This is a genomic window from Pseudomonadota bacterium (assembly GCA_036339585.1).
Lineage (GTDB): Bacteria > Pseudomonadota > Alphaproteobacteria > UBA8366 > UBA8366 > UBA8366.
This window is the reverse complement of sequence record JAYZAS010000019.1, coordinates 58,063-77,910: the sequence shown is the minus strand read 5'-3', so window position 1 is coordinate 77,910 and position 19,848 is coordinate 58,063. Positions and strand designations below refer to the sequence as shown.

The 19,848-nt window shown below is 45.3% G+C and carries 17 protein-coding genes; 3 read left to right on the top strand and 14 right to left on the bottom strand.

Features of this window, described 5'->3' with window-relative positions:
* Window positions 1-22 precede the first annotated feature (22 nt).
* The 11 genes from VX941_11590 to VX941_11540 form a co-directional block, all read right to left on the bottom strand.
* Window positions 23-1,363, bottom strand: a complete 1,341-nt coding sequence (locus VX941_11590) for a sigma-54 dependent transcriptional regulator (protein ID MEE2934046.1) — start codon at window positions 1,361-1,363, stop codon at window positions 23-25.
* 61 nt (window positions 1,364-1,424) lie between these two features.
* Complete coding sequence (locus tag VX941_11585) at window positions 1,425-2,267, bottom strand: MotA/TolQ/ExbB proton channel family protein (protein ID MEE2934045.1); 843 nt, start codon at window positions 2,265-2,267, stop codon at window positions 1,425-1,427.
* A gap of 17 nt (window positions 2,268-2,284) precedes the next feature.
* Window positions 2,285-2,659, bottom strand: coding sequence for a flagellar motor switch protein FliN (fliN, locus tag VX941_11580; GenBank protein MEE2934044.1), 375 nt, complete (start codon window positions 2,657-2,659; stop codon window positions 2,285-2,287).
* Between the two features lie 18 nt (window positions 2,660-2,677).
* Window positions 2,678-3,454 (bottom strand): FliH/SctL family protein, encoded by a 777-nt coding sequence (locus tag VX941_11575; protein ID MEE2934043.1) that lies wholly within the window; start codon window positions 3,452-3,454, stop codon window positions 2,678-2,680.
* Between the two features lie 69 nt (window positions 3,455-3,523).
* Entirely contained in the window at window positions 3,524-4,543 is a 1,020-nt protein-coding gene (gene fliG / locus VX941_11570; protein ID MEE2934042.1) for a flagellar motor switch protein FliG, read from the bottom strand.
* A 26-nt stretch (window positions 4,544-4,569) separates the two neighbouring features.
* Entirely contained in the window at window positions 4,570-6,306 is a 1,737-nt protein-coding gene (gene fliF / locus VX941_11565) for a flagellar basal-body MS-ring/collar protein FliF (GenBank protein ID MEE2934041.1), read from the bottom strand.
* Window positions 6,307-6,934: 628 nt separating this feature from the next.
* On the bottom strand, window positions 6,935-8,263 hold the full coding sequence (locus VX941_11560; protein ID MEE2934040.1) for a flagellar hook protein FlgE: 1,329 nt from the start codon (window positions 8,261-8,263) through the stop codon (window positions 6,935-6,937).
* A 117-nt stretch (window positions 8,264-8,380) separates the two neighbouring features.
* Window positions 8,381-9,061 (bottom strand): flagellar hook assembly protein FlgD, encoded by a 681-nt coding sequence (locus VX941_11555; GenBank protein MEE2934039.1) that lies wholly within the window; start codon window positions 9,059-9,061, stop codon window positions 8,381-8,383.
* Window positions 9,062-9,093: 32 nt separating this feature from the next.
* Window positions 9,094-10,704 (bottom strand): flagellar hook-length control protein FliK, encoded by a 1,611-nt coding sequence (locus VX941_11550; protein MEE2934038.1) that lies wholly within the window; start codon window positions 10,702-10,704, stop codon window positions 9,094-9,096.
* Between the two features lie 286 nt (window positions 10,705-10,990).
* Complete coding sequence (locus tag VX941_11545) at window positions 10,991-11,425, bottom strand: flagellar protein FlaG (GenBank protein MEE2934037.1); 435 nt, start codon at window positions 11,423-11,425, stop codon at window positions 10,991-10,993.
* A 365-nt stretch (window positions 11,426-11,790) separates the two neighbouring features.
* Entirely contained in the window at window positions 11,791-12,432 is a 642-nt protein-coding gene (locus tag VX941_11540; protein ID MEE2934036.1) for a class I SAM-dependent methyltransferase, read from the bottom strand.
* Between the two features lie 40 nt (window positions 12,433-12,472).
* Here VX941_11540 and VX941_11535 point away from each other — a divergent pair, with 40 nt between their 5' ends.
* Complete coding sequence (locus VX941_11535) at window positions 12,473-13,282, top strand: phytanoyl-CoA dioxygenase family protein (protein ID MEE2934035.1); 810 nt, start codon at window positions 12,473-12,475, stop codon at window positions 13,280-13,282.
* On the opposite strand, the gene VX941_11530 is transcribed toward VX941_11535, so the two are convergent.
* A complete protein-coding gene (locus VX941_11530) occupies window positions 13,279-14,187 on the bottom strand; it encodes a hypothetical protein (GenBank protein ID MEE2934034.1) in 909 nt (302 codons plus the stop codon). The genes VX941_11535 and VX941_11530 overlap by 4 nt on opposite strands.
* Window positions 14,187-14,849, bottom strand: a complete 663-nt coding sequence (locus VX941_11525; GenBank protein ID MEE2934033.1) for an acetyltransferase — start codon at window positions 14,847-14,849, stop codon at window positions 14,187-14,189. Before VX941_11525 ends, VX941_11530 begins: the two co-directional genes overlap by 1 nt.
* Before the next feature lie 66 nt (window positions 14,850-14,915).
* On the opposite strand from VX941_11525, the gene VX941_11520 reads away from it, so the two are divergent.
* Both VX941_11520 and VX941_11515 read left to right on the top strand, forming a co-directional pair.
* Window positions 14,916-17,003, top strand: coding sequence for a tetratricopeptide repeat protein (locus tag VX941_11520; protein MEE2934032.1), 2,088 nt, complete (start codon window positions 14,916-14,918; stop codon window positions 17,001-17,003).
* Entirely contained in the window at window positions 16,996-19,164 is a 2,169-nt protein-coding gene (locus VX941_11515) for a tetratricopeptide repeat protein (protein MEE2934031.1), read from the top strand. Before VX941_11520 ends, VX941_11515 begins: the two co-directional genes overlap by 8 nt.
* On the opposite strand, the gene VX941_11510 is transcribed toward VX941_11515, so the two are convergent.
* Window positions 19,161-19,811: a WbqC family protein gene (locus tag VX941_11510; protein ID MEE2934030.1), complete on the bottom strand. Its 651-nt coding sequence runs from the start codon at window positions 19,809-19,811 to the stop codon at window positions 19,161-19,163. The genes VX941_11515 and VX941_11510 overlap by 4 nt on opposite strands.
* Window positions 19,812-19,848: the final 37 nt, after the last annotated feature.

The following is a 19,848-nucleotide window of genomic DNA, read 5'->3' as shown; positions in this document are numbered from 1 at the left end:
CATTTTCAAATGAAGTTACCAGTTATCCCTCGCCAGGCATCGGAACAGCAACGCCTTCTTGACTGTAGATTTTTAGTTTGTTCCGCAGCGTTCGTATCGAAATACCAAGAATATTAGCTGCATGGGTTCTATTGCCAAGACAGTGTTCTAAGGTTCCTATTATTAAATCCCTCTCAACCTCGGCAACAGTTTTACCAACCATAGTTTCAGCTTTGTTTGCCGCTGCTGCAGCGACAGCGGTAGCGTCGTCAGTTGGTAGGCCTTCACTTAAGTTCAACATTATCGCGTCAGTATCAATCTCGTCACCTTGTGCTAAGAGTACCGAACGATGGATTGTGTTTTCAAGTTCACGTACGTTCCCGCGCCAAGTATGGCATTTCAACGTTTCTTCAGCTGATTTAGTAAATGGCCGGTAGTCCACACCGTTTGACTCCGCATATTTTTTTGCAAAATATTTTGCTAAGGTCAAAATGTCTTTTGGCCGCTCGCGTAGCGGTGGCATAGCAACGTTGACGACATTAAGGCGAAAAAATAGGTCTTCTCTGAAATCATTATCATTTACTGCTTGCTCTAAATTACGATTTGATGTCGCAAGAATCCGCACATCAACTGGAATAGTTTGTGTGCCACCCACCCTGTCGATTTCACGCTCTTGTATAACTCTGAGAAGTTTGGCTTGAAGGCGTGGGTGCATCTCACTTATTTCATCTAATAGAAGTGAACCACCGTTGGCTTCTTCAAACTTTCCAATACGTCTGGCAACTGCACCGGTGAATGCTCCTTTCTCGTGCCCAAACAACTCCGACTCAAGAAGATTTTCTGGAATTGCAGCACAATTCACGGCTACAAACTGAGCAGTTGATCGTTTACTCTTCTTATGGATGTGGTTGGCCATAAGCTCCTTGCCTGTTCCAGACTCACCCGTAATCAACACTGATGCCTCAGATGGCGCTATTTTGTTTGCAAGAGCGATTACAGCGTCCATGACTGGGTCCTGGAATACAATTTCACTACTTTCCTCGGAAACAGCCTCAAGCACTGCTGCAATTAATTCCGCATCTGGGGGTAGGGGTATATACTCTTTAGCCCCTTGTTCAATCGCTGCTACGGCAGCATCTGCATCAGTTCCAATACCACAAGCGACAACAGGCACAGCAATGCGCTCAGTATCTAAGCGCTTTATCATGCTTCCGATATCGAGCTTGACATCGATCATCACCAAATCTGCACCTTGCCCTGTTCGAAGTGCATTCATCGCTTCATCAATGCTGCCCGCTTGAGCAACTTTGGCACCACGTGACAATGCAATTTTACCGGCAGTAGTGATATGTCCCTCAAGGGTTCCAACGATTAATAATCTCATTTCTTTTCCCGTTCTGACGCTCTAAGGCGCAAATTTGATTTGTCCAAAATCTCCGGTAATATCAGTCGAAATACTTGATACGATGTTCTGGAGGAAGCACTGTATTTAATAACATTTCCAATCGTCTTGGACTTTCTTTTCGTCCAATTGAGGCAGCTGACATCACATAGAGTGAGGCGATTAACATATCTTCTGAGGAATTTCGTTCGAGTTTTGAAGCTAACGGTGTAAACACCATATTGGCGAGAATAACCCCATAAAAGGTGGTGAGCAATGCAATCGCCATGCTCGGTCCCATTGTGCTGGGATCCTCGAGATTGCCTAACATTTGCACTAGGCCAACCAGTGTGCCAATAAGCCCCATAGCCGGCGATATCTCAGCGGCTTTTTGTAAAACTCTTATTGTAGAATCATTACGATGGGCCAAGGTTTGAAATTCTTGCTTCATCATAGCCTCCACATCATCACCAGATGAACCATCGACAACCATCTCAATGCCCTTATAAAGTATACTCGCGCTTTTGAGGTGAGTGAGATGTTTTTGGAGAGCTAGGACACCTTTTTTCTTTGCGATCTCTGCAATGTGAAGCAGATGCTGTGCTGTTGCTTCAGTGTCTCGACTAGCATGAAAAAAGGCTTGTAAAACAACCTTAAAGGAGCCCTTTATCTCATCTAGTGAGAAGCACGCCGTTACAATCCCTAATGTGCCGCCAATAACAATTAATATTGAATTTAAATCGAGGAACGCGTCAGGTGAACCTCCTAGCATTATCGCAGTCGTAACCAGAAGAAATGCCCCTAGTATACCAGCTATAGTAGCAATATCGATTGATGTCTTAGCACGAGGTGCTCGGGGTAGAGTGGCTCTTGCCAAGTCTTCGCCGGGGCCAATATTAGAAACCATTTTTTAGCTGCAACCTCTCAGGTGCTTTGATCAGTTTTGATAATTTCTGTCATGGTGATGCCGAGCTTATCATCAACAACGACTACCTCTCCACGAGCAACAAGTCGATTATTAACATAGATGTCAATGGCTTCACCAACCTTACGGTCAAGCTCAACAACCGCGCCTCTGCCAAGCTTCAAAAGCTGATTGACCTGCATGGTCGCGGTGCCCAAAACTGCAGAGACACGAACTGGAATTTCATAAACTGCTTCCAAATCTTGTGCTCCAGTTGGCCCATCTAAAGTTTCATCATCAACCTGTTCTTGGGAACCGCTTTTTTGCGCTTGATCTGGCGCGCCATCTGCTTCATCGTCAATTTCATTCAATTCCAGATCAGTTTCATCAGCCATCATGGCCTCCTAATGCCGTCAGGTGCCGGCAGGTTTTGTTTCAGTGATTTTGTTGTCAAGCTTGTTATGCTCCAATTCAGCTCCCAAATGGTCTTCGCTTTGATCTATCTCAGATTTGTGAGGGTTCTTGGTGATATTTTTTTCAAATTTTGACAATGTGGCATCAATGGTGCCCCAAAGACTATCGAAATCACGCTCAGCACCCCCATCACCCCACATGATTGCGCAATCTGCGGGGCCCATTTTCTCATCGCCTACTATGGTGATGTCTGCCTGACATTTATGGCTTCCAAGCATGCTCTGGAAGCGCTTTTCTATCTCCGCTGCGCAATCAGTATGAACCCGAATTGTAACCCTAACATTTTCATTTATTAGGTCTAAGCATTGTTCAAGAGCATGCTCAATTTCCTCAAATCCGTGTACTGCTGCCGTCTGAGGAAGTAAACGCTCACCAATGCGGCGGACTAACTCACTTGCTAATGCCTGCGTGCTTCTATGTAATCGTTGTTGTTCGTCTTCCAGAACACCTATTTCAATCGCAATTTTTTCTAGGGCTTCTGTGATTTTAGACTCAAAGCAATTCTGAGCAATTTCATTAGCGGCTGCTTGTCCTTCATCAAAGGCCTTTTGTTTGGCGGCCTCCACTTCTTCCATCGAGAATGTTGGTTCTGCCTCAACTTCCTCAACTTCCTCTTGCTCAGTAACTTTTGGCTTGTCAAATGATACGCCAAAATCAAAAGGCTGAGCATCCATAGTGCTGTCTTGAGTTTGATTTGGTTTAGCCAATGCGTTCATTTTTACCTTACAACTAATAGGGGTTTAAAAAAACCTGCAGATTAACTTTGTATGTCCTCAATTGTTCTTCTAATAAATTAACTCGTCATCTTTGTCGTCGCCTTCTGCGATTAGAATATCGCCACGCTCAGCAAGATCTTTTGCAGCAGTTACCAATTCTGATTGTGCTTCGTCGACTTCAGACAATCTTACAGGCCCCATAGCCTCCATATCTTCTCGAAGAATTTTAGCCGCACGTTCAGACATATTACTAAAAAAGAGATCGCGTAAACTATCTGTTGCCCCTTTGAGAGCAATTCCAAGCGTCTCTGTATTGACTTCGCGCAAGAATGTTTGGACGCCCTGTGGGTCGAGTTTGGCTAAATCGTTGAACGTGAACATTAGAGATCTAATTTTTTCAGATGCTTCAAGGTTTCGCTCTTCAAGCATTGTCATAAATTTCTCTTCGGTATTACGATCTAGACCGTTAAAAATTTCCGCCATCATCTCGTGGCTATCAGGACCCTGCGCACGTGCAAGATTAGTCATAAACTCCTTTCGTAAGGTCATTTCGACATCATCCACCACTTCTTGTTGCACCGTTTCCATGCGGAGCATACGCATAATAGCTTCCATCGCAAAGTTTTCTGGCAAAGAAGCAAGCACACGAGAAGCATGATCAGGTCGAATTTTCGACAGCACTACGGCAACCGTTTGTGGATATTCATTTTTTAAATAGTTTGCGAGAACAACTTCATTTACGTTAGCAAGCTTGTCCCACATGGTGCGTCCGGCAGGCCCACGGATTTCCTCAAGCATGTCGCCAACTTTTTCCGAACCGAGTACTTTTTCAAGAAGACGTTCGGTGCTTTCGAAAGTACCCACAAGAGACCCGCTAGCCCCTAGTTGCTCTGCGAACTCGACGAATAATCGCTCTACCAAATTGGCGCTAACATTCCCAAGGCTAGACATTGTCGTAGATAATTCTCGGATTTCTTCCTCATCTAACCGCGAAAATAGAACGGATGAGTGTTCTTCATGAAGCGCGAGCAGCAAAATTGCAGCTTTCTCTAGGCCAGTTAGGCCTCTAATATCTTCGCGTACGCGCATTTACCTCCACCTACTCTCTGTTCAACCTAGTAGCCTTTGTCCTGGGTTAGCCAATTTCGAATAACCGCAATGGCTGCTTCCGGGTGCTTGTCGACAATTTCACCAATTTTCATCAGCGAGGTTTCTTCCAAGTTACCTTCAAGGGCATCGAGATTAATATCTATGCGGCTGGCTTTCTTTGGCGTAATTGGCATAACAGTCTCTTCACCAGAATCTAGAGTCGACGTTGTTGGTTCTGTTGCGGATGCTTGAACAGGCATTCCGTTTTCATCGACTTGCCCTTCAGGGGGGGCCGATATCTGAGCCATGCCAGCACCTGCCAGTAATTGCGCTTCTCCGTCCGCTCCTATCCGTGCTCTGGATGCTGCTTGAGTGCTTTCAAAAATCTTCAGCACCATGGGTCGAACAAATAACAGCATCACCAGAATTCCGACAAAAGCGAGGGCGAGCACTTCGATAATACGACGTATGTCAGCCGTGGTGAAGCCAAAGAACGTGCTGCGCTCATCATCTATTGTTTGTGGTAACGGTGCGAAACGCATATTTACTACTTCAATCTTATCGTTTCGACTTGCGTCAAACCCGATAGCGGACTTTACCAGTTTTTCTATGTTGTCCAGCTCTTCTTTAGAGCGGGGCTTGTACGTCTCTGTACCGTCTGGCTCAGTAGTGATAGTGCCATTGATAAGAACCGCAACCGAGAGCCTCCTAACGCTTCCTATTTCTTTTACATGATTTGTTACTGTCTTCGAAATCTCAAAATTCGTAGATTCCTCTGTCCTCTGGCTGCCCGTTTGAGTTCCGCCTTGACCGGCATCTTGGTTGGGAGCATCGGGCAAGTTCTGGGCTACAGATACGGCGTCATTTTTTGCCTCGCTTGAGCTGGATGACTCTGTTATATTTTGCGAGGATCGAATGACCTGGCCTTGGGGATCATACTTTTCCTCCTGCGTCACGATGCGATCAAAATCCATGTCAGCTCGCACTTCTGCACGCACATTACCTATACCAACGCTGGGCTCTAGTAGCTGCTCCAAGGTTCTAGTCATCCGTCCCTCAAAAGCAACTTTAAGCTCATTTGCAGTTTCGCCTGCCCCTTGTCCATCACCCTTGTCGCCGCCACGGGCAAGAAGGGCACCTCGGTCATCAACGATTGAAATTCTGCTGGCTTTTAAGGATGGAACGGCATTCGCTACAAGGTGTTGAACAGCTTGAATTTGAGCGCGATCAAGTCTGACCGCCCCCCTCATGCGCAATATCACCGATGCGCTAGGCTCAACTTGCTGGCGGGAAAACAGTTCACGCCTCGGCAGAACAAGATGCACTCGTGCACTGCGCACCGACTGAAAACCAGCTATGGTTCGAGCAAGCTCACCTTCCAATGCACGAATACGGTTTATGTTTTGTACGAAACTTGAAGTGCCGATTGACTGATCACGATCGAATAATTCATAGCCGATTGAACCTGATGCTGGTATTCCCTGTTGCGCTAAGCTTAGACGTAGCTGGTTAACTTGGTCTGAAGGCACCATTATCCGGCTGCCATCTTTGGAAACTTTGTGGTGCACGTTGGCACCCTGCAAATTTGCAATAATCTGATTACTATCGCGACTATCAAGATCAGTGAAAAGCACAGCAAGTTGGCCAGTGCTCAGCCGATTCCACATGAAGAGAAAAAAACCAATTATTGCGAGGGTGACCCCGGCCATTGCGACGAGGCGTCCGACTCCTAGGTTTCTTATTGTTTCAAACAACGAATTCATGACTGCTTGCCCATAACGCTCTCGACACTATTAGGCATCCCGCTGTTACTCGTATTGATTGCTATGAGTATCCCAACGCATTTTTTGTAGAACTCAAATTCTTCGTGCTTAAACATGCAAAAGCATCACCATCATTTTTTAAATTTCTAAAGTCGGAATTATCGACTCTGTAAACTTTATAAAATATTATAAATAAAATAAAGCAATATGAAATATAAATGAAGTTAAAAGTGGGTAAAAATTGCCTACTAAAGAGAATAAATTAAACAAAGGCAAGCGATAATTTCAAATTCAATGTAAATTGCACTAAAAACTCTAAGAAAACTTTACCAATACAAAGTTTAGGATAGGTTGTATTTGATAATGAGGTCTGTGTGGCCAATTCAATAAAACTCCACCTCTTCTGCTGTTAGTGTGACTTGTTGAATAATTAATTGATTTTTTTAAGGGTTTTAAGAACCGCAGGATACAGTGTGGTTGAGATGTTTGAACGTGAGATTTTTCGTTCGAAAGATAACAAGGGAGCCAATTAAGGTCGTGCGGATTAACAAGACATTTACAACGCCATAAATAAAAGCGGCCTGCTTTTGCAGGCCGCTTAATTCAATCTTTTGTTTACAGAGTTCCTTTAACGCACAGACCTTACGAGTTCCTCGAGCATTTCATCGCCAGTAGTAATCATTCTTGTGTTAGCTGAGAATGCTCGCTGTGTCATGATCATTCGAGTGAACTCATCTGCCAAGTCAACTGTTGAAGACTCTAATGCGTTAGCTTGTATAAGGCCTGCTCCACCAGAATTCGCGGTCTTTATGAGGCCAGCCCCAGACTCTGCATTTTGTTTGTAAACATTGCCAGTCTCCTCTGTAAGCTCATTGGGGTTGGCAAATGTTACTATAGGCACTTGGCTGATAACGCGTAACTCGCCATTATCAAATTGCGCCGTGACAACACCATCTTCCGCAACCGAAACGCCAGTTATGGAACCGAACTGTCTGCCGTCTTGACTAATGTAGTTGGGTGTATAAACCCCTTCAAATTGATGTAGGCCTAACGCAGTATCGACAGTTCCCAAGCCAAGTGTTATCGATGTTCTGTCCTCAGAGGTGCCAGTTGCAAAATCGTTGTCGAAGTCGAGGCTGAACGTAAATCCATCAGAATTTGTCGTAAGTGCAGTATCGATGGTTTGACTTGTTAGATTTGTCGAATCAAGCGTTCCGTCGGCGTTGAACACCACCTGACCCAGGGTTTGAGTGCCCGTAAGAAGGGCGTCCGAGGCAGTATTGACGAAACTTGCGTTCGTTATTGCAGCTGTTATGTCCCAGGTATTTACGGTGGCATTTTTGGTAAACGTTAATGTAAGCGTTTCAGGTGTACCCTGTTTATCGATAACCTGTATACCAAGGTCAAAAGTGTCACCAGTCGCAGCGGATGCCTTTAAGTTTGCTCCAAGGTCGATCGTCGTTGTTTCAGCTGGTACGCCGACATCATCGGAAATATTTACTACCTCAAGTTCAGTGAGGATATTAGTTTCCTGAGGCACTTGGTTTGTAACCGGAAATCCTAAAAGATAATAACCTCCGGCATTTACAAGGTTGCCATCAAGGTCTGCACGAAATGAACCTGCTCGGGTAAAAAGATAATCGCCAGTACTATCCGCTTCAGCATTTACTGCAAACATTCCATTGCCAGAGATTGCCAAATCAGTTGACGAGGACGCTGCTTCAAGAAGACCCTGCTGGTCAACTCCTCTCAGAACGTTAGACTGTACTCCTCCCGGGGAATGGGTTGTTTGATTAGATGCGGTCGTTACAAGGGATGAGAACCTGTTGCGCACTGCTTTGTAACCGTGTGTATTTACGTTGGCAATATTATCTCCAATCATTCCAAGTGATTGGCTTTGCGCAAATAGGCCAGACACTGCTGCCCGCATGCCACCGAATAAACTAAATGCACTCATATCATGTCCCTCTTAATCTCAAACCTTGTGATGGTTTAGTTAAATGGTGTCCCCTGTGACTGGGATTGGTTGCTCGTTGTTTTGATAATGCCTCGTTATTGCTCACAAAATTTTACTTTATTCCGTATCGTGGATTTGTGTGACATTTGTCAAAGGTACCTTGACGGATCCTATACTTAGAACTGCAGTTCCTCCGTCAAACTCGACCCCAGTTACAGAACCGGTAATTCCGTAGGACGGCGTAATAGGCTGCCCGTCAGGATTTGTTGCGTTGATTGTGAGTTGATATTTACCATCAGGTTGCGCCACTCCCGTTGTAGAACTTCCGTCCCATACAAAAGAATGTTTGCCTGAAGTCGTTTCTGCTGCACCATAGTAAACCGTGCTGCCAGCCTCATTCGTGATTGTTGCAGATGCCGCTGCTGCATTCTGAGGAAGAGTATAACTAAATGTTGATTGCCCCTCCTCGAGCATATTTTCCTGACCTGTGGCCGAGACTTGTTTGCCCATATATGAAACTGCCGAAATCGCCATAGCATTTTGTTGTAGCTCTATAATGCTTTCGAGATTCTTATTTTGGGCGATCAATTGTTCTACTGAACTAAACTGAACTAGTTGTTGAGTGAATTCATGGGTGTCTAGTGGCTCTAGTGGATCTTGATGCTGCAGTTGTGTCGTAAGGATAGTTAAGAAATTATCCAAGTCCTCAGTCAGTTGTGATAGTGCAGATTCTGACTGAGTATTGTTTGCTCCGGCTAATGCCGTTGCAGTTGAGGTAAGTGCTGCGATGTCTGACATCTATTGAAACTCCAGCATTTTTTGTAAATTTTTTAAACTTGGACGTCTATCTTATCGTCGCTAACAATTTGGCGGTCTGTTGGTGCAGAGCCAGCGTCGGCATCATTGTCTAATGTTTCTGCCTCCTCGGCGTCATCTCTTTCATCTTTGCCGAGTGCTTGCTGGAAGCTGTTGTCTTGGTTTTTGAGTGTGAAGCTCAGGCTAGAAGAGTCGGCATTAAGCCCGGCACCCTGCAAAGATTGCTGTAAATGGCGCGCGTCCTGACGCAGCAAATCTAGCGTATCGGAGCGCTCAGCAGCGATTACAGCATTTATTTTGCCGTCATGTGCGACCTCTAGCTTAACTTCTATTCTGCCAAGCTCTGCTGGTTTTAACTGTATATTAATGCGGTCGGTGCCCTGACCGAGAGCACGTTGAACCTGCACCGAGATTTGTTCACTTACGAATCGAGGAGGTAGCTGGGGTCTTGCTCTCTGTGGCTGTGGTAGGTCAGTGGTTCTTGTGGGCTGTTGTTGTCCATTAGTCGCATTACCTACTCCAAGATCTCCACCAACCGGTTGGATGCTAGGTTGACTCTGAGTAACGCCAGAGCGGGCAAGTGTTGCTGCGAAGAGATTATTTCGTTGGGTAGCTGCTGCCAATGCCTGTTCAGCTGACTGTTGGGCGCCTGATGCAGTGCCTTGAGAGTCATTTTTAGCCTGTGTTCCTGGTTGATTTAGTGAATTATTATTTTGTTGGTTGGCCGTTCCTTGCTTGCTTCCTTGTCTAGTTACAGCCCCGTTTAACGCAATGTCACCATCATTGGCGAGATCACCTGCCGGAAGGCGAACTGGATCTCCTCCAACTCGATTCTGCTGATTTGCCTGAGCAGAAACAGCCGAACTAGCTGCGAGGTTAGCGGATGGCTGAGATACTAATTCCTCAGGTGCCTCCGTAACCTTAGCTCGCAGCCCATTACCCTTCGCATTTTCCGCATTGCGCATTACCGCATTAGAGCTTACCTCCTCCGCTTTTGTAACTTGCAAAGAGACAGAGTCCCGAGTTTGAGATTGAGCGACAGTAGCAGCGTTATTCGCACGGGCAACCTCGCGTGGTCCTTGGGTTGCGGATTCTGGCCGCGATGTTATTGGAACCGCAACCTGCATTTCCGGCGTTTGTGGCGTTATTGATGTGCTATCGTTTATCTTTTCCGTTTGGTTTATTGATTTAGCCCCTTTAAACTCGGTTATTGGGCTTTGATCAACATCAGGGTCCGAAAAGTAATTATTTTCAATCTGGGGACCTGCATTTTCAGTGACACTTTCCTCAACTGACTGTTCATTATCCAAAGTAGCCGGTGCATCTTCCAACTTAGTGACTGTGTCTCTCTTATCTGGGGTTGGTGCAAATGTTTGGTTGTGGATAGGGTCTTGGTCTACTGCACGCAATTCACTATTAAAATTATTGTCTTGTAGGGATAGCGTTAGATTGAATTCTTGACTGAGTCCTGCGTAAGCGATTTGGCTTAATGAGGCTCCATTAACTAAACTCGAAAATAATTCCCGTCGGTCTATACCGTCTTCTTTGATCACGTTACGGCGTTTTTCTGCGCCGCTAGTCGCATATAAAGTTTCGATCGGAGAAACATTGGTTGGCGTGTTCATGGTGGCACCCGAATATTATTTAGTTGTGCCCTAACCCGCAAGAGATAGGCCATATCGCTAAATGTCTGATATATAATGAAAAATTATTTCTGCTTGGCTTGGAAGGCAGGCAAACTTGTACTCGCGCGGCAAATAATACACGCACGTTTAGGCAGATTTTGCCTGCATTGGGCAGAGTACCGTAGTTTTCTGCTGCCCCTCCCTACATCAGTTGTGCTCAACAAATTCTTCGCGAGCACATAAGTCCTACTCGAATACCAACAGTGGTTTATGCGCGTAGACTAAGTTAAACCTCTTTATCAACAGCTGAAGAGGCATTTAACGTTTCCTCAAGCGTCTCAGGTGGTGCAACCTGATCTTTAAGATGTCGCACTAGAGTTTCTGGCGGAATGGTTTCGACGACTTCATCTGTCCTTGTATCGACTACTTGGAGAAGAAGTTTATTAAGTTCAGAGTTAAAATTGATATCAACCCGACGCCCTTTAGGCTGCATGTCGTTTAACGTTTCCTGTGCACTTACAGCTTGCTCGAATTGTGCACCCAGTCGGTTGTGTTGTTGCTCTCCGCCGGAGTCACCGGTATCTGCAACCAGGTTCACGGTTGTAGATGCATCACCTTGCAATGCATTGCTACCAACACTTACCTGAGAAATTGAAGAATTATTTTGACTTTGGCCCGTCTGATTAGAAAGTGACGGTGCATTAGATATCGGAAATTCCATTTTACCCTCCCGAATGGCCTTCTGCCACCCATGATGGTCAAAAACGCGAATGTGGTATTATTTCCTTCATAAACTATTCGCGCATCTGGTTGCGTTTGCCCTCCGTTTCGTGACTTTCTCTCACTTCGCGGAGAACGCTCGTGAAATCAGGATCGGCTTAGCGAGACTGTGCTATGCATCTACACATGATTTCCAATCCCTAGGATGCAAACCTGGTGCCATCAAACCAAAAAACTGCAATAGAGCCGGTTTTTGTTTACTTTTGTGCTTCTCATGGCCTCGAAATGAAAAAAACTAAACTTTTGGTAGGCATATTTTACCTACCAACACTAGTTTTGCCGGGCAAAGTTTGCCGAGCGACGGTGTCAAGCGTCTCGATGCACATATGTCGTGTACTCATATAGTCCGTAATCCTCGCGAAAAAAAAAACTTTCCGAAATTTCTGCAGTCAAAAAATTGGAAAAATCTCTTTTTGACAAATGGAACAGATCTTTGCGCTTCCAATCAACATTGGTTGACATAACATTGACGGCCAGTCCTTTTCTCGTTTTTGACCACATAAGCTTGATTACTCTCTGCATGTATAAAAACATAACCTTATTCGGAAGGGCGCGTTTCTCAGTAAATACACCATTCATAATTATGTAGTCTGCCTCTGGAATTGTGTCAGATTTTTTCAGCACATCTTGTTGTATAAAATTATGATTAGGCCACTTACTCCTGCATAGGGCGATAAATTTTGGCGATATATCGAGACCAATGTAGTCAATATTTTTTATATTATGGGACTGAATATAATCCAGTAAATGCCCGGCCCCGCAGCCAAAATCGATTATGGTTTCACTACCAGATCCTTTGACAATATCTAGCATCACCCGGTATCTAGTGGCTGCATCACATTTGTCTGGCCAATCAACACCAAGATGGTTGTCTCCATGATTTTCTAAGCAAGTTTCGTAATGATCAATAATTATTTGGTACGGGGGGCTTGCCTTTTTGGTATCCATGAGGGCAGGGTGGCATGTCTAAGGTTAAGAGAAAAGTCTTTTGAGTATTACCGCACATAAAAAGGATTTATGGACGACCGGAATAACAGTCTTGCCGAACGTTTTGTCTTCGGCGGAAGTTTCGCACCTACAGTCCAAACTGGAGGAGCCATTTAATGCACAAATATCGCACTTGAGACTGAAACCCGAAAATAATCAAAAACTTCAATGTCTTTTTGATGCAGATATGGAGCGTTATTTTGCAGCCGCGAAGCTTGCACAACATAACCCTGAGCTACATGCCGTTGGTAGCAGTCAGATTATTGTTGACCTCGTTTCCGAATTAGGGCTCGCAACTCCTGTTATATCTACTCGTCCTGTTGTTCACATTGTGGGTAATGGATTGGCAGTGCCCAAAGGTTACCACGGAACTCCATCACACCAAGATTGGCGGAGCGTACAGGGTAGCCTTGACGGTCTGGTATTGTGGCTGCCATTGACACGGCATAGCCGAGCTTTTTGGCCGCTTGAGGTTGCACGTTTTAGCCATCGTTTGGGGCTTTTGAAGGCCAAGCCGCACGAGTTTGGAAATGCGGTATCAGATGAGAAGCTCAGTGGATTCCCCTATACACAGGTAATTGCTAATCCCGGAGACGTTGTTGTGTTCTCAATGTTCCTTGCTCACCGAACTGGGAGATCTAAGGGTGCCGGGGTGCGTTGGGCGGCCAGCTTTCGATACAATAATATGCTAGAACCTAACTTTATATCGCGAGGATTTCCTAATCCCTACATTTATAAATCAAAATTTGACCTGATTGACGAGCATTTCCCGGATGTTCATTTTTTGAATCGATTCTTTGACAAGAATTAAGAATTCTCGAGAATTGCCAATCCCATTCCTCCTCTGCCGAAGCCATTTCCCGCTGTTATCATCCAACGGCGGCCAGCTTGGTCAAACACGTGCGGGTAAGCGCGCATCTCATTCTCCCATTTTCCAGGTGAATTTCGGAATGCAACATTTTTATCTTTTCGGTTCCATCGCTGGCCGTCCGAAGATTCTGCATACGCCAGCCGATAGGGGGAAGTATCGCCCCGAACACAGAACCACATATGAAATACTCCCTTCTCAAATATTACGGAGGGACGAGCACAAGCAGTTTCATACTCATTTGTAAATTCGAAACGGGCGTTTGTATTCGGTGTCCAATTTAGTCCATCTTCACTGGTAGCATGGGCAATTTTATATCGTGCTTTGGTGGGCGGAGTGGTTGACCATCCGGTGCCAGAAAGATACCACAGGTGCCATGAGGTTCCTATTTTGATGACGCAAGGTGTCGACACAAAATATGGGTCAGTCGAACTCCGGTCGAGTACTGGCAATGAAGAAAGACGACGGAGTTGATTTCCACGTTGGGCCGCAAGGCCAATCGCTACATGGAAAGGCTTGGCACCGCCGTCACTCCAACCTATGTAATAGTGCCAATTTTCGGTGCCTTTCCTGACAACCCATGAATTCATTACTCCAAATTCGTCAAATGTCCGTGGGAAACCTGGCGCGAGTGATGGACGTTGGGACAGTGCCAGAATTTTTTTGGGCTCTTGTAGGTCAATTTCAAGCCACGCCACGTGCGAGTGATTATTTTTATTCCTGGCCGTAAACCAAATCCGACAGCGCGTGCCGGTAAGAGGTTCAGCAAAAGGCATTGAGCAGTGGCTTTGCATCCAGGAACGCTGGCCCTTTGCAGTAAAAATATGTCCCAAGCCACGCCATAGCATTAGAATGATCTCAGGCGGTCGCTTGTGATTCGAGATTTGTAAGTTGGGTTTGCCTTGAAAATTGCCTTATCGTCAGTATTTGTCATTATTAATGATCCTGCACCTATAATATTTTCAACACCTACCGAAATATTGTCGCCTATAGTTGAGTTTACTCCGAGAAAACTCGCCCGACCTACCCTTACAGATCCAGAAATTACGACTTGACTTGAAACGAACACATCATTCTCTATCACGGAGTGGTGACCGATGTGATTGCCGCTCCATAGCGTTACGTTCTCTCCGATAATTGCATATGGCTGAACATTATTATTTTCGAGTAGGAATAAGTTATCCCGTGCTTTAAAATTATTTGGTACGAAAGCACGGCTTGAAACGTAATGTGCTATGTCATAACCTAAAGTTCGCGCGGCCTCGAGCTTGTTGCGCCGTAGCAAGTTCATTTTTTCATACCCCACCGCGATAAACATAGTAAATTCATCCGGCGGACATTTCTCATGAATGTCTTCAAAAGGAATTGTTGGCAAACCTAAATGTAAGTCTCGGTCGATGAAATTGCTATTTGCTGTAAACGCTGCAACCTCGTACTCACTGTCCTCTGTAAAGAAGTAGTGCGCTACTTCAGAAATCTGGCCGATTCCAAAGATGATTAGCTTTTTCATTCTTTATACCTAAAGCATTGGGTTATTATTACGCAAATCCTCTTCTTGCCAAAAGATAACATCCCAATGGTAGACTGTTTGGTAATGGTTGACGACTATTTGCAGAAAGCTTTAGCTTTACAAAAGATGGGAGATCACAAAGGTGCTGAGAAAGCATTTAAGGTGACGCTCCAAAAAGCTCCGAATGATCCCGATGCTTTGCATCTCTTCGGTCTATCATTGCATGCTCAGGGGAGATTGAAAGAGGCGGCAGAAAAAATTGCTTCGGCCATAAGACTTTTACCGGGTCAGGCGATGTTTCACACACATGCTGGGGTTGTGGCAGTTGCATTGGGAGACTTCGGTTCTGGAATGAAGCATTACCAAACTGCTATTGAGTGTGATCCGGAATATGTCGATGCATACTCAAACTTTGGAGTTTTATTGGACTTGTCTGGACAGTGTGAGGAGGCACTAGTTGTACTAAATCAGGGTCTTGCCCAAGATGAACAGTCAGTTAATATCTTGGTAAATCGTGGAAAGGTTTTGGTCAAGTTAGGCCGTAGTGTGGAGGCCGAGGCAAGTTATCGAGCTGCGATAGAACTTAATTCTAGCATTGCAGAAGCACATAATAATCTTGGTAACCTGCTAAAACGTCAAAAGCGCTACGATGAGGCCGCGACTGCATTTGAAGCTGCTTTGACTGCACGGCCAGGTTTTTTAGACGCACGCTATAATTGGGCACTCTCATTGGCTGGCGCAGGTAGGGTTGACGAAGCAGATGATATTCTTGCTCGGTTAATAGACGAGCGGCCGCAGCCGCATTTTTTTATAGCCCGAGCTGGGCTTATGCAAGCAATACCATCCTCATCGGAGGATATCGGACTGTGGCGGCAGCGCTTTGAGGAGGGGTTCGACGTGCTGCATGCAAAGCGCTTAAAATACAGCGGTGATCCGTTAAGCGTCCCGGTTATGAATTTCTATTTAGCGTACCATGGAAACAATGATCGCCCTCTCATGGAAAAGCTATCCGAATTCTGGCGTCAAGCATGTCCATCACTGAATTATGTTTCTGATGCTATTGCGCCGCATTCTTCCAGACGCCGTGTTGGATTTTTCTCCCGTTACCTAAAAAGTCACGCAGTGGGATATACTCTAAAGGGTCTACTTGAAGGATTAGTCGATAAGGCAGGCAATGAAATTGAGGTGGTACTTGTTTCTCTTGCCGATGAAGAAGATAAAGGATGGGAAAGCCTAAAGCTTAGAGTTTCACATTCGGTTGCACTGCCGCACGATTTAATATCCGCTCGTAAAGTTATCTCCGAATTGCATCTTGATATTTTGATTTACGCGGACATTGGCATGGACCCTTTTAGCTACTACCTCAGTTTTGCACGATTAGCTCCCGTCCAATGCATGCTTTGGGGGCACCCGGTCACAAGTGGTGTCAGTACTGTCGATTATTATCTATCTAGCGACAAGGCAGAACCCTGCAAGGCGCAGGATCATTACACTGAGAAATTAATCCGGCTTGGAGGTGTGCAGACATGCTACCAACGGCCTATAACGGCCGATAATCTCACACGGCGTGATGCTAATTTGCCCGAAAACCGTATTTTATACATGTGCCCTCAGAGCTTGTTCAAAATTCATCCGGATATGGATCAGTGGCTTGCGAGGCTCATCAAAGCCGACACTAATGGTCGACTTGTAATTTTTGAGGGGGATCCGCCAACCTTGACCAGTAAACTCATTTCTCGCTGGCGACCGATTTTTGGCAATGCACTCGACCGAGTGATAGTTTTGAAACGAACAGATTGGGATGGGTTTTTAGCCATACTAAGCCTCGGCGATGTTATCTTAGACACTTGGCCCTTTGGGGGAGGAAATACCAATTACCAAGCTTTTGGATTTGGTCTTCCAGTTGTAACTCTACCCGGTGAGTTTATTCGTGGTCTTGGCGCAAAAGCTTTGTATAAGCATATGGGAATATTCGATTGTATTGCAGCTTCACCGGAAGATTATCTCAATATTGCCTTAAAGCTTGGACAAAATAAGAAATTACGCTCAATGATATCGTCAAAAATTCTTGAGCGATCGGAACTAATTTTTAATGATACGGACGTTATTGAAGATTTAATAAAATTTCTGCGGTCGGTATCAATCAGTGACTAAGACAGATACACTCTACAACTCTGCGCGTTGGCATTATGAGGCCGGAAGGTCTGATATGGCTGGAGAAATATACAGGCAAATTATCATTATCAATCCACGTCACGCGGGTGCCTTGCAGATGCTAGGTATCTTAGCTCATAAATCTGGAGAAACTTCAGCAGCACTAGATTTGCTCAAACGGGCTGAAAGTGAAGACCCGAAAAACCCCGCACTCCTGATAAATCTAGGTGTTGTCACTCGCGAAATGGGGGATACGGAGGCAGCCAAAGTTTATCTCCTGAGAGCCCTTGCCCTCGACCCAAAGCAATCGATGGGTCATTTTAACTTGGGAAATTTATATAGAGAGACCGGGGAATTTCAGGCGGCACTTGATTCTTATGAAGAAGCACTTTCCTTATCTCCCGATAATCCAAATCTGCTTCACAACAAGGGGGTAGCTCTACGAGAGCTCGGGCGCGTAGAGGCAGCTGCTAGGGTGTTTTCTGAGGTTATAAGGCTAGCACCGAAGCATGCGGGGGCATCAAATAGTCTTGGTGTAATTTTACTCGAACAGGGTGAGCCGGAAGCAGCCCTGAAAATACTTCGCCAAGCGGTAAAGTTAACACCCAGCTCAGCTGAGACCCTTAACAATTTAGGACTTGCCTTGGTTGAAACTGGAAATCTCGTTGAAGCGGGTGAAAATTTAGAGGAAGCCGTTCGCTTAGAACCTAGTAATAAACAAATTCTAAAAAATATCGGTAATTTGGATGCGAAGGTTGGAAATATAACAGCTGCGCGAGCTAATTGGCGAAGAGCTCTGGAATTAGGCAACGACGATGGGTTGCTATTTCGTCTCTCAACGTTGCTACCGGTCGTGGCGTCTTCGCTTGAAGAGATGAACGCAGCTCGCATAGAATTAGACAACAGTCTTCAGAACATAGCCAGGTTGGATTGCCATCTGGACGACCCATATATTGAGGTTGGAGCCAGCAATTTTTTAATTTCATATCACGACACTAATAATAAAAACACCCAAAAGCATCTGGCTGAACTTTATCTTAATGCTTGTCCAGGTCTGGGAAAGGTTCATTGTGAACAGCGTTATAAAGATTCAAGGGTACGCGTTGGATTTATCTCGCGCCAGTTGCAGTTAAACTCTGTGGGTCGATGCTTCCACGGAATAATCCGATTTATGCCGCGGGAGAACATTCATGTGACAGCATTTACCTTCTCAAAAGGGTCGGATCCACTTTGGTCGGCAATTGCACACGATGTTGATCAAGCTATTGTCTTGCCGCCACGGTTAGGGGAAGCTCGTAAAAAAATAGCGAAGACCGGTCTTGATGTTTTAATTTATACCGATATAGGAATGGAACCGCTGACCTATTTCCTGAGTTTTGCACGGCTAGCGCCGGTGCAGTGTGTGCTTGGTGGACACCCAGATACCGTTGGGGTGCCCAACATAGACTATTATTTGAGCAGTGATTTACAAGAGCCAAATAATGCAGATAACCATTATGCAGAATGCTTAGTTCGGCTTCCTGGTGCTCCAACCTATTACGATCGACCCGAACTCCCGAAGAACCTGAAGACGCGGGCAGAAATTGGCTTGCCTCAAAAACGATCGCTTTATTTCTGTGCGCAAACTCTGTTTAAAATTCACCCAGAGATGGATATTTTGTTAGGCGAAATCCTTCGAGCAGACCCAGAAGGCTATATACTAATACCTGCCGGGTTTACCCCTGGTCTCTCAGACAGGCTGCAGGCTCGCTTTGAATGCAGTATTCCCGACGTCGTAGATCGTGTTAAATTTTTACCGGCGATGAGCCACATGGACTTTATGAATGTACTTTCTATATCCGATGTTTCTCTTGATACCCGCCCATTCGGTGGTGGAAATACAAGTTGGCAGGCAATTGGCGCTGGAACACCAATGTTAACGTGGCCGGGTCGTTTCCTTCGAGGGCGCTATACCGCGGCACTCTATCAATTAATGGATATTAGAGAGCCAGTCGTTGATAGCGGTGAAGAATACGTCAGCCGTGCGGTGCGGTTTGCGAAGGATTATGACTTTCACAGGCATGTCCGCGAGCGAGTAGTAGAACGTTCTGACTCCATATTTGGTGACATGTGTCACATAAATGCACTGAGTGAATTCATCCTTAGGGTAGCGCGGGGCTAGCATTGAGCCCAAATGTCTTTCGCTATGAGGGCTCTTTCTTCTAATGCCAAGTGCTGCAAAATGCTCCATTTTGAGCCTTGCCATTCGTTTAAAAATTTTAACTTGATGCCCTGTTTTAGGAATGTGGATTTATTGTAAAGGTTTCGTCCACCGGAGAGATTGACGTATGTATCCGCGCCCAATGAATTGGCGACGGCTATAATCCGCTGTGTGCCACTCAGCTGAGGGGGTAATTCTAGCAAAGAGGAACGTGTTGTGTTGCATGGCAAACCTAATAGTTTACAAGTCACCTTCAATGTAGATTCCAGATAATCTACGACACTTCCTACCGGGCGATGTATCAGAGACATTAATTCGCATGGAGCGGTCGACAGGGATGGGAACCGAGAAGTGCGTTGTATCATTGCTTCTTTTGCATCTTCGGCAAAACTAAGGTCTCGTATTTTTACCTTTACGTTAGCTTTTTGGAGTGGCAGCGTCAGCCATTGTCGATTTGAGTTCGAATCTGGCAGTACATTGCGGTGCACCCGTCCTCGACGTGGAAATTGAACACAATCATACAAAACCACTTTGTCGGCGGCTGCAAAGAGCCGGAAATATCCGGCATAAGGCACGAAATATGGCTGAATTACTGCTATGCAGGTCATATTTAGATACTAGACAATACACCGGTATGTTGCAAAG

Bases quoted from the DNA above. Each gene is read 5' to 3' on its own strand.
- VX941_11530 (MEE2934034.1), bottom strand. From the start codon at position 14,187: ATGCTATGGCGTGGCTTGGGACATATTTTTACTGCAAAGGGCCAGCGT.
- fliN (MEE2934044.1), bottom strand. From the start codon at position 2,659: ATGGCTGATGAAACTGATCTGGAATTGAATGAAATTGACGATGAAGCA.
- VX941_11590 (MEE2934046.1), bottom strand. From the start codon at position 1,363: ATGAGATTATTAATCGTTGGAACCCTTGAGGGACATATCACTACTGCC.
- fliF (MEE2934041.1), bottom strand. From the start codon at position 6,306: ATGAATTCGTTGTTTGAAACAATAAGAAACCTAGGAGTCGGACGCCTC.
- VX941_11525 (MEE2934033.1), bottom strand. From the start codon at position 14,849: ATGAAAAAGCTAATCATCTTTGGAATCGGCCAGATTTCTGAAGTAGCG.
- VX941_11545 (MEE2934037.1), bottom strand. From the start codon at position 11,425: ATGGAATTTCCGATATCTAATGCACCGTCACTTTCTAATCAGACGGGC.
- VX941_11550 (MEE2934038.1), bottom strand. From the start codon at position 10,704: ATGAACACGCCAACCAATGTTTCTCCGATCGAAACTTTATATGCGACT.
- fliG (MEE2934042.1), bottom strand. From the start codon at position 4,543: ATGCGCGTACGCGAAGATATTAGAGGCCTAACTGGCCTAGAGAAAGCT.
- VX941_11555 (MEE2934039.1), bottom strand. From the start codon at position 9,061: ATGTCAGACATCGCAGCACTTACCTCAACTGCAACGGCATTAGCCGGA.
- VX941_11540 (MEE2934036.1), bottom strand. From the start codon at position 12,432: ATGGATACCAAAAAGGCAAGCCCCCCGTACCAAATAATTATTGATCAT.
- VX941_11575 (MEE2934043.1), bottom strand. From the start codon at position 3,454: ATGAACGCATTGGCTAAACCAAATCAAACTCAAGACAGCACTATGGAT.
- VX941_11520 (MEE2934032.1), top strand. From the start codon at position 14,916: ATGGTAGACTGTTTGGTAATGGTTGACGACTATTTGCAGAAAGCTTTA.
- VX941_11585 (MEE2934045.1), bottom strand. From the start codon at position 2,267: ATGGTTTCTAATATTGGCCCCGGCGAAGACTTGGCAAGAGCCACTCTA.
- VX941_11510 (MEE2934030.1), bottom strand. From the start codon at position 19,811: ATGACCTGCATAGCAGTAATTCAGCCATATTTCGTGCCTTATGCCGGA.
- VX941_11560 (MEE2934040.1), bottom strand. From the start codon at position 8,263: ATGAGTGCATTTAGTTTATTCGGTGGCATGCGGGCAGCAGTGTCTGGC.